Source organism: Streptomyces sp. iso_384, from assembly GCF_056172905.1.
Window position 1 is genome coordinate 4,283,442 of the sequence record NZ_JBWBTT010000001.1, and the last position, 12,359, is coordinate 4,295,800.

Below are 12,359 nucleotides of genomic sequence, written 5' to 3' on the forward strand. Positions count from 1 at the left end.
CCAGGGGAGGCGGCGGCTCACTTCTTCGAGCCCCCGGCGCCCTCGGTGGACCACTCCTCGACGTTCCACCAGGGGCCGGAGGCCAGCCCGTGGTCGTGCGGCTCGATCTGGGTGGTGAGCGAACCGAAGCGGTCGTCGACGACGTAGAGGTGGTCGATGTGGGTGAGGAAGGTGTAGCCCGGGTTCTTCACCAGCTCGCGCTGGACGGTGTCGTAGGCCTTCTTCCGCTCGGCCTTGTCGCCGCTCCGCCGGCCCGCCTCGATCGCGACGTCGACGGCCTTGTTGTCGTACCAGGCCATGTTGTTGAAGCCGTCGCCCGCGAGGGAGGACTTCAGCAGGGTGTACTGGTCGAAGTCGGGGTCGGCGGGCGAGCCGCCGCCCGCGAGGACCGCGTCGTGCTTCATCCGGGGCTCGATGACCTCCCAGGTGCCGGCCTCGACGGTGATCGCGATGCCCGCCTTCTTGGCGTCGGAGGCGTAGGCGAGGGCGTGCTCCTGGCGGAGCTTGTCGCCGGTGAGGTACCAGAGCGGGAAGGCGGCGCGCACACCGTCCTTGACCCGGACGCCGTCCTTGCCGGGCTTCCAGCCGGCCTCGTCGAGGATCTTCTTCGCGGCGGCGAGGTCGTGCCCCCGCTCGGTGCCCTTGGTGAACCACTCGCTGTCGGTGGGGACGGGCCCGTAGGCGGGCTTGCCCGCGCCGTTGAGGATGGCCTCCACCATGGTGTCGCGGTCGACGGCGACGTCGAGGGCACGGCGTACGGCGGTGTCACCGGCGACCTTGTTGTTCGTCGGGAGGGTCACCGTGCGGTAGTCGTAGCTGTTCGCGGCGTAGGTCTTCCTGCCCTGGTCGTCCGCGAAGCCCTTGGCGAGGTTGGGCGGCAGGATCGCGCCGTCGAGGTCGCCGGAGCGCAGCCGGGTGGCGCGCACGTCGTCGTCCTTGATGATCGCCATGGTGAACTTCTTCACCTCCGGCTCGCCGCCCCAGTAGCGGGGGTTGGCGGCGAAGCTGAGCTTCTCGCCCTTGGACCACTTGGTGAGGACGTAGGGCCCGGTGCCGACCGGCTTGGTGGTGAAGGCCCCGGTGTTGACGTCCTGCTTGCCCGCGATGTGCTCGGGGGCGATGGGCAGGACGGTGCGCTGGGCGAACGGGGCGTAGGGGTACTTGAGCGTGAAGACGACGGTGTCCTCGCCCTTCGCGGTGACGTCCTTGACGGCGTCCAGCTCGGTGCGCGAGGCGTTGTTGGTCTTCTCGTCAAGGATCGTGCGGTAGGTGAAGACGACGTCCTTGGCGCCGAACGCCTTGCCGTCGCTGAACTTCACGCCCTGCCGCAGCTTGTACGTGTACGTCAGACCGTCGGCGCTGACCTCGGGGAGTTCGGCGGCGAGGGCGGGCTTCAGCTTCATGTCGGCGTCGAGCGCGAGCAGTCCGTCGAAGATCTTGGAGTTGCCGTCCTTGCCGTAGCCGAGCAGCGGGCTCAGGCTGTCGGGCTCGTAGGCGATGCCGACGACGGCCGAGGTGGACCCCGATCCGGATCCGCCCTTGGCGCTGTCCGGGTTCGAGCAGGCCGCCGCGGTCAGGGACAGGGCGGTCACCAGCGTGGCGGCGACCGCCACCCGTATCGATCGGGCCGTCATACTCTGCACATCCCTGTTGAAGATCGACTGTTGTTGCGAACGGTATGCAATTAAACAGCACGTAAAAGGCCCTGGTACACCCCGCCTCGACAGGCGAGACGGGGTGTACCAGGGCCGGTATGGCCGAGGACGGACTCTCGGGGGCGGCCCGCCCGCCTACAGCGAGGCGTCGGCCAGGTCGATGGTGAGCACGTCCTCGTCCCGCGTCCGGTGGTCGATCGTGATCGAGCCGGCCGCGCCGCTGTAGGCGCCCGTCCCTCCGGTGACAGCGAAGACGTGGGACCACGGTTGGGCGTTCACCGGGGACTCGGTGACGGCGGGAAGCGGCCGCTGGAAGGCCGTGGCAGCCGTGATCAGGCCGTCGTCGAGGCTCAGGACCAGCGTCGCCAGGACGAACGAGCCGTCCAGCCCGACGGTGACGGGCAGGCAGTGGGCGTTCTCGGTGCCCACGCTGTCGCCCTGCGCGTCCGACAGGTCGTACCGCACGAAGTACGGGACGCCGGCCGTGAGGACGTCCGGGATGTTCGCACCCGTACGCCTACCGGTCAGGACGATCCGGCGGTCCGCCCTGCTCGCCGCGTGGGCGGCTCCGCCCGCCCCGACGGCCAGTCCCCCTGCGACGGTCGCCGCCGAGGTCAGCTGCAGAATCCTCCTGCGATCCATGTCTGCCATCGCCTGCCTCACACCCTTGTCAGTCGTCTGCCCGAGCGCACTCGCGCCCCACGGACAAACGCCCGCCGGGGCGGAACGGCTCGCCTCGCACGCGCACACCACCGCAATGGACGAGCCGACCGACGCGTCCGAAGGCGATCGAGCGCCGACAGGTCCTAGGGAGCCGGCAGCTCCGCCAGTTCCGCGACGGACTGACGATGGCTGCCCGCCGTGCCGTACGCGATCGAGTCGGCCTTGGCCCGCTTCAGGTACAGGTGCGCGGGGTGTTCCCAGGTCATGCCGATCCCTCCGTGCAACTGGACGCACTCCTCCGCGGCATGGACCGCGACGCCCGAGCAGTACGCCTGGGCCACCGCGACGGCGAGCGGGCCGTCGGGGCTGTGGGTGGCCAGCGCGTCGGCGGCGTTGCGGGCGGCGGCGCGGGCCGAGACGACCTCCAGCCAGAGCTGCGCCATCCGGTGCTTGAGCGACTGGAACGAGCCCACGGGCCGGTTGAACTGGTGGCGTTCGCGCGTGTACCGCACGGTCTCGGTCAGGCACCACTCGGCGATCCCGAGCTGCTCGGAGGCGAGCAGTCCGGCTCCGGCGAGCAGTCCGCGCCGTACGGCGGTGGCGCTCGTGTCCGCGTCGGCGAGCAGGGTTCCGGCCGCCCCGGTCAGGGTGACGGCGGCCAGGGGCCTCGTCAGGTCAAGCGGGACGAGCGGGCTCACGGCGACACCGGGGGCCGATGCCTCGACGGCGTACAGGCCCTCGGCGGTCGGCACCAGCAGGACGTCGGCGGCGGCCGCGTCGGCGACGCCGCGTACCGTCCCGTCCCGTGAGGTGAGGGCCGCATCCGCCCCGGCGGGCGGGGTCGCGAAGGGCACGGCGAGCACGGCCGTACGGGCGCCGGAGGCCAGCTCGCCCAGGAGCGCGGCGGCCGGTCCGTCCTCGGCGCCCAGGGCGAGCAGGGTCTCGGTGGCCACGACGGAGCTGGTCAGGTACGGGGCGGGGGCGACGCTCCGGCCCAGCTCCTCCAGGACGACGGCGGCCTCGCGGTGGGAGGCGCCCTGGCCGCCGAGCTTCTCCGGTACGAGGAGTCCGGCCGCGCCGATGCCGCCCGCGAGCGATGCCCACAGCTGCGGGTCGTACGGCGTGTCGGACTCGGTCGCGGCGATCACCGTCGGCGCGTCGGCCCGGTCGGTGAGGAGGGCGCGCACGGCGGAGCGCAGGTCCTCCTCGTCCTGCGAGTAGAGCAGGTCGGGGGTGGCGGGGGGCTGGGCGGGCGCGGTCATCGGCTCAGTTCCTTCCAGGCGACGTCCTTGTCGTTGCGGGGTTCGGCGGGCAGGCCGAGGACGCGCTCGGCCACGATGTTCAGCAGGACCTCGCTGGTGCCGCCCTCGATGGAGTTGCCCTTGGAGCGCAGATAGCGGTAGCCGGCGTCCCGTCCGGTGAAGTCGACCAGCTCCGGGCGGACCATGGTCCAGTCGCTGTACAACAGGCCCTCGTCGCCGAGCAGTTCGACTTCCAGGCCGCTGATCTCCTGGTTGAGCCGGGCGAAGGCGAGCTTCATGCCCGAGCCCTCGGGTCCGGGCTGTCCGGCGACGAGTTGCTGGCGCAGCCGCTCGCCGGTGAGCCGGGCGACCTCGGCCTCCACCCAGAGGGTCAGCAGGCGCTGGTGGGTGTCGGGGGTGCGCAGTTCGGGGCGTCCGCGCCAGGTCGTCGCGACCGGGCCGATCATGCCACCCTCGCGCGGGATGCGGGAGCCGCCGATGGAGACGCGCTCGTTCATCAGGGTGGTCTGGGCGACCTTCCAGCCCTCGCCGACGGGGCCGAGGCGGTGGCTGTCGGGGATCCGTACGCCGGTGAGGAAGACCTCGTTGAACTCGGCCTCGCCGGTGATCTGGCGCAGCGGCCGGACCTCGACGCCGGGGTCGGTCATGTCGCAGATGAAGTAGCTGATGCCCCGGTGCTTGGGCAGGTCCGGGTCGGTGCGGGCGATGAGGATCGCCCAGCGGGCCAGATGGGCGCTGGACGTCCAGACCTTCTGCCCGTCGACGATCCAGTCACCGGTCTCGTCCCTCACGGCCCGGGTGGCGAGCGCCGCGAGGTCGGATCCGGCGCCGGGTTCGCTGAAGAGCTGGCACCAGACCTCCTCGCCGACCCACAGCGGGCGCAGGAAGCGCCGCTTCTGCTCGTCGGTGCCGAAGCCGAGGACGGTGGGGGCGGCCATGCCGAGGCCGATGCCGATGCGACGCGGGTCGTTGTCGGGCGCGTCGGCGGCGGCGAGTTCGGCGTCGGCGACCTGCTGGAGGGAGCGGGGCGCGTCGAGTCCGCCGAGGCCGACCGGGTAGTGGACCCAGGCGAGGCCGGCGTCGAAGCGCGCCTTGAGGAAGTCGGTGCGGCCGGTGGTGGCGGGCGGGTGCGCGGCGAGCAGTTCGCGGGTGCGGCGGCGGACCTCGGCGGCGTCGACGGCGGGGCTCATCGGGCGCCTCCGGGGAGGACGACGATGCGGCCGGTGCTGGTGCCGTCGGCGACGCGCTGGACCGCGTCGGCCGCTCCGGCCATCGCGACACGCTCGCTGATCAGGGGTTTGACGATGCCCTGCGCGGCGAGCTCGGTCAGCTCCTCGTGACAGGCGCGGACGGCGGCCGGGTCCTTGGTGTTGTAGAGGCCCCAGTGCAGTCCGACGACGGAGTAGTTCTTCACCAGGGCGTGGTTGAGGGCCGGGGTGGGGATGACGCCGCTGGCGAAGCCGACGACGAGGATGCGGCCCTCGAAGGCGACGCACTTGGTGGACTTGGCGTACGCGTCGCCGCCGACCGGGTCGTAGACGACGTCCGCGCCGCGCCCGCCGGTGGCCTCCTTCACCACGGCGACGATGTCCTCGCTCCGCCGGTCGACGACCAGGTCGCAGCCGAGCTCGCGGGCTACGGCGGCCTTCTCCGGGCCGCCGACGACGCCGATGACCTTCGCGCCCGCCGCCTTGCCGAGCTGGACGGCCGCGCTGCCGACGCCGCCGGCCGCCGCGTGGACGAGCAGGGTTTCGCCCGCCCGGAGGTTCGCGCGGCGGTGCAGGCCGAACCAGCCGGTCTGGTAGCCGATGTGCAGGGCGGCCGCTTCGGCGTCGTCCAGCGCTTCGGGGGCGGGCAGCAGAGCCGCCTCGTCCGCGACGACGTACTCGGCGAAGCCGCCGTACGGGAGGGCGGGGGTGGCGAGCACCCGCCGCCCGTCCTCGGTGGTGCCGCACACCTCGACGCCCGGGGTGAACGGCAGCGGCGGCCGCACCTGGTACTGGCCCCGGCAGAGCAGGGCGTCGGGGAAGTTGACGTTCGCGGCGCGGACCTCGACGAGCACCTGCCCGTCGCCGGGCTTCGGCCGGTCCGTCTCCTCCAGGCTCATCACCTCGCCCGGCTCGCCGTTCCGGTGCACTCGCCATGCCTGCATGAGGGGCCTCCACAACACTGTCGGCATTACCACTGCTCCGGCGCATACTAAGCGGTCGCTTGCCGATCTGGGAACACCTCCGCCCGGCCGGTGGCGGGACCCCTCAGCCTCGCTTCGGCTTCGCCCTCACATGCATGCGCTCACCCTGCGGGCCGAAGAGACTCAGGAACTCCACCGTCTCGTCCTCGGCCGGGCCGAACCAGTGCGGCAGCCGGGTGTCGAACTCGGCGGCCTCCCCCGGCCCCAGCACCAGATCGTGTTCGGCCAGCAGCAGCCGCAGCTTCCCGGAGAGCACGAACAGCCACTCGTACCCCTCGTGGGTGCGCTGTTCCGGCGGGCCGCCGCTGCCCGGCTCCTGGATCAGCTTGTACGCTTGGAGGCCGCCGGGCCGGGCGGTCAGCGGCAGCATCGTGCGGCCGTGCTGCACGATCGGCTTGGCCCGCACCCGGGGGTCGCCGACCGGAGTGGCGCCCACCAGGTCGTCGAGCGGCACCTCGTGGGCGCGGGCGATCGGCAGCATCAGTTCGAGGCTGGGGCGACGGCCGCCGGACTCCAGCCGGGAGAGCGTGGAGACGGATATGCCGGTCGCGGCCGAGAGCGCGGCGAGGGTGACGCCGCGGTCCTTGCGCAGTCGGCGCAGCCGAGGGCCGACCCCGGTGAGGACGGCCTCCAGTTCCGGGTCGTCCCGGTCGTGTTCCTTCATGCCGCCATTGCAGAATCGGCAAGCCGGTTTGTCAATACGGTCGGTCACCGCAGTCACGTCAAGGCGGTCGGGTCACCGCGGTCACGTCAACGCGGTCAGGCCAGCGCGGTCAGTGGGCGAAGACTTCGAAGGTGACCGCGGGCCGGCCGCCGAACCGCTCGGCGGCGGCCTCCACCATGCCCGACAGGAAGGTCCGGCAGTACCGCTCCGGATCCTCCTGGGTCAGTGCCTCGATGTACGTACGGTGCTCCAGCAGCGACCGGACCGAGCGTTCGAGACCGGCCGTCGCGTCGACCGCGTGGGTGGGCCGGTCGCTGCCCGCCACGGCGGTCCAGCGCACTCCGTCCCACGGCCGCAGACCCTGCTCGCCGAGTTCCGGGAAGATCCAGCGGTTGCCCGCGTCGGCGACCGCGTCCAGCGCCGCGCGCCCGACGGCGCGGTGGTCGGGGGTGTTCCAGGCGACGCCGCCCCAGGTGTCCCGGTGGTTGAGGGTGACGACCAGTTCGGGGCGGTGGCGGCGAATGGCCGCGGCGATGTCGCGGCGCAGCCCGGTGCCGTACTCGATCACCCCGTCGCGGTGGTCCAGGAACTCCACGGTCCGTACGCCGACGACGGCGGCGCTCGCCCGCTGCTCCCGCTCGCGCACCGGCGCGCACTCCTCGGGCGGCAGGGTGTCGATCCCGGCCTCGCCGCGGCTGGCGAGGAGGTAGACGACCTCGCGGCCGCCGTCGGTCCACTCGGCCACGGCAGCGGCCGCCCCGTACTCCAGGTCGTCGGGGTGGGCGACCACGGCCAGGGCGCGCTGCCAGTCGACGGGCATCGGTTCGAGTCGCTGCGGCGTCATGACCGCAGGCTACCCATGTCTCGTCGCACCGGCAGGCCGTCCGGGTGCGCTGCACGTGCGCTACCGGCGCGCGGGTACACGGGGTGCTCGGGAGCCCTCCGGGCGGGGAGCCCGACCGGCCGGGGCCCGGAGGCGGGGCCGGGCGTGCGAGGCTGGACCCCGGTGGCGACCACCGCGACCCCGGCCCGGCCCGCCCGGACCGGTGGGAGGGCTCCCTCCCGCCCCGCCGCCCCGGCGAACGAAAGGAACCCGCCCGTGCCCAGCCCCGCATCCCTCTCCCCCGCCCAGGCCGCAGCCCGCCTGGAGGAGTTCACCGTCGTCGACGTGCGGGCTCCCGGCGAGTACGCCTCCGGACATGTCCCCGGCGCGCTGAACATCCCGCTCGACAAGCTGCCGGACGCACTGCCGGCCCTCAAGTCCGCCTCCGCGCGCGGTTCACTGCTGGTGGTGTGCGCTTCCGGGGTCCGGTCCACGCGGGCCTGCGAGATCCTCGCGGGCGCGGACATCGAGGCCGTGACGCTGACCGGCGGCACCTCGGCGTGGGAGGGCGACGGCCGCGGCCTCGACCGCCCCGAGGGCGCCCGCACCACCTGGCCCATGGAGCGTCAGGTGCGGCTCGCGGCGGGCTCGCTGGTGGTGGCGGGGCTGGTGGCGGGCATCCGCTTCCCGGCGGCGCGCTGGCTGTCCGCCGGTATCGGCACGGGCCTGGTGTACTCGGCGGTCAGCAACACCTGCGGCATGGCCGTGGCCCTCTCGAAGCTGCCGTACAACCGGGCCCCGCGTGCCGCCGGTGACCTGGACGCCACGCTGGAGCAGCTTCAGCGCTGACCCGGAGGGGCCCGGCCGGGCGGCGACCGGCCGGGCCCCGGGGCGGACGCAGCGGCCTCTGCCGGTCAGGCCTCGCCGCGCACCAGCGCCATCAGCCGGTCCAGGACCCGGGGCCCGCCCGCGCGCACCCCGTCGTGCTCGTACTCGTTCGTCACCCAGGTCCGCAGCCCCCGGATCGCCGACGCCGTGCGCAGCGAGTCCGCGGTGTCGACGTACATGTCGTCGTGGTAGACGGCCGCCGCGACCGGGACCTCGTTGGCGGCGAGCCGCTCGGGGTCGTACAGCACGGGCCAGTCGGTGCGCCGGGCGAGGAGTTCGGCGGTCTCGCGGAGCGGGCGCAGCGCCGGGTCGACGTCGAAGTGCCAGGGGTGGATGGTCTCGCCGGTGAAGAGGACCGGGCCGTCGCCCGCCAGCGCGGTGGCCGCGTCGAACTGCGGGAACTCACCCCGTACGCGTTCCGCCGCCCAGTCCGTGGCCCGCTCGCCCTGCCCGTAGATGGCCTCGTGCAGCAGCGCGTACAGCGGGTGCCCGGCGAAGGAGGCGGCGGTGCGCATCGCCTCCTGGAAGGCGTCGGAGAGTTCGGTGGCGCCCGGGGTGCGGACGAAGGCGTTCTCCAGCAGGTAGTGGAGTTGGTGGCTGCCGCTGCCCGAGCCGAGCATGATGCCGAGCGACTGGAAGCCCTCGGGGGTGAGCCGGTGCCCGGCGCTCTCGGGCCGGTGTTCGGCGAGGTACGCGACGATGGCGCGGGCGCGCTCGACGTCCTGCGGGTAGCGGGCGTAGTGGGCGGCGACCTTCCGTTCGATACGGGGGTACGCGGCCCGGTAGACGTCGTCCGCGTGCGCGTCCAGCGAGGGCAGCCCGCCGGTGATGAGGACCGCCGCGAGACCCTCGGGCGCCGAGGAGAGATAGCGGACCGCGCAGAAGCCGCCGAAGGACTGGCCGAGGACCGTCCAGGGCGCCCCGCCGGTGAGCTGCGGCCGGATCAGCTCGCAGTCGCGGACGATGGAGTCGGAACGGAAGTGGGCGAGGTAGTCGGCCTGTTCGCGCGGGCCGCCGCGCAGCGGGAGGGTCTGCCGGTTGGCCGGGGTGGACAGCCCGGTGCCGCGCTGGTCGAGGAGGAGCACACGGAACTCGCGGAGGGCGCGACCGAGCCAGGCCTCCGTGCCGACGAAACGGCGTGCGCCGAAGCCGGGGCCGCCCTCCAGATAGACCAGCCAGGGCAGTTCCTCGCCGGACCGGGAGGCGGCGACCGCTTCGCGGCCGTAGACCTCGATCTGCTCGCCGCCGGGGTCGCTGTGGTCGAGGGGGACGGTGAAGCGCCGGTCGGTGAGGACGACACCGGGCTGCCGGTAACTGCTCACGGGGAACTCCTGAATCCGGGGTGCGGGCTGATCCGGGCGAAAGGGCCAGTTCAGCACATGCCCTCCCGGCGACGGACGAAGGGGCCGTGCCCCGGACGGTCCCGGCCCGTGTGCGTCGCGGCCGGGTCGCTCCTACCGTGCAGACATGATCCGGTTCGAAGAGGTCGGCAAGGTCTATCCGGACGGGACGACGGCGGTCGACGGGCTGTCCTTCGAGGTGGCGGAGGGTGAGCTGGTGACCCTGGTGGGTCCGTCCGGCTGCGGCAAGACGACCACGATGATGATGGTGAACCGGCTGATCGAGCCGACCTCGGGCCGGATCCTGGTGGACGGCGAGGACATCGCCGGGATCGATCCGGTCAAGCTGCGCCGGCGGATCGGCTACGTGATCCAGCAGGTGGGCCTCTTCCCGCACCGGACCGTCCTGGACAACACCGCGACCGTACCGGCGCTGGTCGGCTGGAAGCGGGCGCGGGCCCGGGAGCGGGCGGCGGAACTGCTGGACCTGGTGGGCCTGGACCCGAAGACGTACGGCTCGCGCTATCCGGCGCAGCTCTCCGGTGGCCAGCGGCAGCGGGTGGGCGTGGCGCGGGCGCTCGCGGCGGATCCGCCGGTGCTGCTGATGGACGAGCCGTTCGGGGCGGTGGACCCGGTGGTGCGGGAGCGGCTGCAGAACGAGTTCCTGGCCCTCCAGCAGCGGGTGCGCAAGACGGTGCTCCTGGTGACGCACGACATCGAGGAGGCGGTGCGGATGGGTGACCGGATCGCGGTGTACGGGCAGGGGCGCATCGAGCAGTTCGACACCCCGGCCGCCGTGCTCGGCACCCCGGCGACGCCGTACGTGGCCCGGTTCGTGGGCTCCGACCGGGGGCTGAAGCGGCTGTCGGTCACCGCGATCGAGCCGAAGGACCTGGAGGAGCCGCCGGTGGCCCTGCTGGCGGAGCCGGCCCGGGAGGCGGCGGCCCGGCTGGGGGCGGCGGGGGCCCGGTGGGCGGTGGTGCTGAACGGCGGGGGCGAGCTGCACGGCTGGGTGTCGGCGGACGCGCTGCGGTCGGCCGGGGAGGGGGCGACGGTGGGTTCTCTGGCCCGCCGGATGGACGCGTGGGTTCCGGTGGGCGCGCCGCTGAAGCAGGCGTTCAGCGAGATGCTCCAGCACGACGCGGGGTGGGTGGCGGTGCTGGACGGGGCCCGGTTCCTCGGCGTTCTCACCCCGGCGAAGCTGCACGAGGCGCTGCGCCGGTCGGTGGACGCCGATGCGCAGGGGGTGGGCCGCGAGGAGGTGGAGTTCGACTCGGTGGCGGACGCGTAGGGGCGGGGTGACCCGGCCCACCTTGCCCGCGCTTGCAGATAACCCGCGCATGCAATTATTGTTGACGCCAGTAAACGTCGTACGCCAGAGATTCCGGCGTACGACGCGCACGAGGCACACCGCTGCACCGCTCTACCGGAAGGCCGTCACATGTCCACCGTCCCCACCGTCACGCTGAACAACGGCGTGACCATCCCCCAGCTCGGCTTCGGCGTCTTCCAGGTGCCCGACGACGAGACCACCGCCGCCGTCTCCGCCGCGCTGGAAGCCGGCTACCGGTCCATCGACACCGCGGCGATCTACGGCAACGAGGTCGGCGTGGGCCGGGCGCTGGCCGCCTCCGGGATCCCCCGCGAGGAGCTGTTCATCACCACGAAGGTGTGGAACGCCGACCAGGGCTACGACGCGACGCTCGCCGCCTTCGACGCGAGCCTGGCCAAGCTCGGCCTCGACTACGTCGACCTCTACCTGATCCACTGGCCGACGCCCGCCCACGACCTGTACCCGGAGAGCTGGCGCGCCCTGGAGAAGCTGGTCGCCGACGGCCGGATCCGCGCGGCCGGAGTCTCCAACTTCCAGCCCGCCCATCTGAGCCGGCTGCTGGAGACGGGCACGCTCGTCCCCGCCGTCAACCAGGTCGAGCTGCACCCGGGCCTTCAGCAGGCCGAGCTGCGCGCCTTCCACGCCGAGCACGGCATCGCCACCGAGGCCTGGAGCCCGCTGGCCCAGGGCGCGCTGCTCAAGGAGAAGGCGCTGGTCTCCATCGCCGAGCGGCACGGCAAGTCCCCGGCCCAGGTGGTGCTGCGCTGGCACCTCCAGCTCGGCAACATCGTGATCCCCAAGTCGGTCACGCCCGAGCGGATCCGGCAGAACATCGACGTCTTCGACTTCGAGCTGTCGGACGCGGACATGGACGCCGTCGCCGCGCTGGACCGGGGCATGCGCACCGGCCCGGACCCCGACACCCTCAACTGACCCGGTTCACGGTTCAGCGTCCGCGGCGGTAGCTGCTGCCGTCCCGGGGCCGGACCAGCAGCCCCGCCACGACGAGATGGCGGCGCAGCGCGGAGCAGTCCTCGTGGACGGTGAGCAGCGCCTCGTTCACCTCGCGCTCGGTGTACGAACGCTCCCGCTCGAACAGCGTGTCGGCGAGATGCACGAGCAGCTGCTCCCGACGGGCCTCCTTGCGCGGGATCGCGACCAGGCGGCCGCGCGAGAAGAGCGCCTCGACCCGATGGGTACGAGGGGTCGGCGACAGAGGCGTGAGGGTCTCTTGTTCGGCGGGCATGGCCGGAAGCGTCGCAGGCTTCCGAAGGACGGGCAACGCGTTTTCCTCGCGTTGCCCGTCTTCGCGTTGCCCGTCTTCGCGTTGCCCGTCTTCGCGTTGCCCGTCTTCGCGTTGCCCGTACCCGCGTTGCCCGTACCCGCGTTGCCCGTACCCGCGTTGCCCGTGCCCTCGTCGCCCGTCCTCGCGTTGACAGACCCGCACCGGCCGGGTTGTGATGGGAGACGTGCAGCGTGACGTCGGCCAAAGAGATCTGGGCCGGCCGGCGGTCGAGCCAGCGCCTTCTTCCAGGGACGA

12 protein-coding genes are annotated in these 12,359 nt (G+C 72.8%); 3 read left to right on the forward strand and 9 right to left on the reverse strand.

Translation table 11 applies throughout. From position 1 onward, the window contains the following. Window positions 1–17: 17 nt before the first annotated feature. The 7 genes from AC0VY3_RS19195 to AC0VY3_RS19225 all read right to left on the reverse strand — a co-directional run bounded on the left by AC0VY3_RS19195 (window position 18) and on the right by AC0VY3_RS19225 (window position 7,279). Window positions 18–1,634, reverse strand: coding sequence for an ABC transporter substrate-binding protein (locus AC0VY3_RS19195; protein ID WP_103509864.1), 1,617 nt, complete (start codon window positions 1,632–1,634; stop codon window positions 18–20). 156 nt (window positions 1,635–1,790) lie between these two features. After that, a complete protein-coding gene (locus AC0VY3_RS19200; protein WP_103509865.1) occupies window positions 1,791–2,306 on the reverse strand; it encodes a hypothetical protein in 516 nt (171 codons plus the stop codon). A 155-nt stretch (window positions 2,307–2,461) separates the two neighbouring features. Further along, window positions 2,462–3,580, reverse strand: a complete 1,119-nt coding sequence (locus AC0VY3_RS19205) for an acyl-CoA dehydrogenase family protein (RefSeq protein ID WP_475550127.1) — start codon at window positions 3,578–3,580, stop codon at window positions 2,462–2,464. After that, window positions 3,577–4,770, reverse strand: a complete 1,194-nt coding sequence (locus AC0VY3_RS19210) for an acyl-CoA dehydrogenase family protein (RefSeq protein ID WP_103510662.1) — start codon at window positions 4,768–4,770, stop codon at window positions 3,577–3,579. The genes AC0VY3_RS19205 and AC0VY3_RS19210 overlap by 4 nt, the downstream gene beginning before the upstream one ends. Continuing rightward, window positions 4,767–5,732 carry an NADPH:quinone oxidoreductase family protein gene (locus AC0VY3_RS19215; protein ID WP_103510661.1) on the reverse strand — a complete coding sequence of 322 codons (966 nt, stop codon included), beginning with the start codon at window positions 5,730–5,732 and terminating at the stop codon, window positions 4,767–4,769. Before AC0VY3_RS19215 ends, AC0VY3_RS19210 begins: the two co-directional genes overlap by 4 nt. A 103-nt stretch (window positions 5,733–5,835) precedes the next feature. Continuing rightward, a complete protein-coding gene (locus AC0VY3_RS19220; RefSeq protein WP_103510660.1) occupies window positions 5,836–6,435 on the reverse strand; it encodes a helix-turn-helix domain-containing protein in 600 nt (199 codons plus the stop codon). A 109-nt stretch (window positions 6,436–6,544) separates the two neighbouring features. Beyond that, on the reverse strand, window positions 6,545–7,279 hold the full coding sequence (locus AC0VY3_RS19225) for a PIG-L deacetylase family protein (protein WP_103510659.1): 735 nt from the start codon (window positions 7,277–7,279) through the stop codon (window positions 6,545–6,547). Between the two features lie 255 nt (window positions 7,280–7,534). On the opposite strand from AC0VY3_RS19225, the gene AC0VY3_RS19230 reads away from it, so the two are divergent. After that, window positions 7,535–8,107 (forward strand): rhodanese-like domain-containing protein, encoded by a 573-nt coding sequence (locus AC0VY3_RS19230; RefSeq protein WP_103510658.1) that lies wholly within the window; start codon window positions 7,535–7,537, stop codon window positions 8,105–8,107. A gap of 65 nt (window positions 8,108–8,172) precedes the next feature. On the opposite strand, the gene AC0VY3_RS19235 is transcribed toward AC0VY3_RS19230, so the two are convergent. Further along, entirely contained in the window at window positions 8,173–9,468 is a 1,296-nt protein-coding gene (locus tag AC0VY3_RS19235; RefSeq protein ID WP_475550128.1) for an alpha/beta fold hydrolase, read from the reverse strand. Window positions 9,469–9,613: 145 nt separating this feature from the next. Here AC0VY3_RS19235 and AC0VY3_RS19240 point away from each other — a divergent pair, with 145 nt between their 5' ends. Together AC0VY3_RS19240 and AC0VY3_RS19245 are read left to right on the forward strand one after the other, a co-directional pair. After that, window positions 9,614–10,777, forward strand: a complete 1,164-nt coding sequence (locus tag AC0VY3_RS19240; protein WP_103510656.1) for an ABC transporter ATP-binding protein — start codon at window positions 9,614–9,616, stop codon at window positions 10,775–10,777. A gap of 150 nt (window positions 10,778–10,927) precedes the next feature. Further along, entirely contained in the window at window positions 10,928–11,752 is an 825-nt protein-coding gene (locus AC0VY3_RS19245) for an aldo/keto reductase (RefSeq protein WP_103510655.1), read from the forward strand. Between the two features lie 13 nt (window positions 11,753–11,765). On the opposite strand, the gene AC0VY3_RS19250 is transcribed toward AC0VY3_RS19245, so the two are convergent. Next, on the reverse strand, window positions 11,766–12,065 hold the full coding sequence (locus tag AC0VY3_RS19250) for a DUF2087 domain-containing protein (RefSeq protein WP_103510654.1): 300 nt from the start codon (window positions 12,063–12,065) through the stop codon (window positions 11,766–11,768). Window positions 12,066–12,359 lie beyond the last annotated feature (294 nt).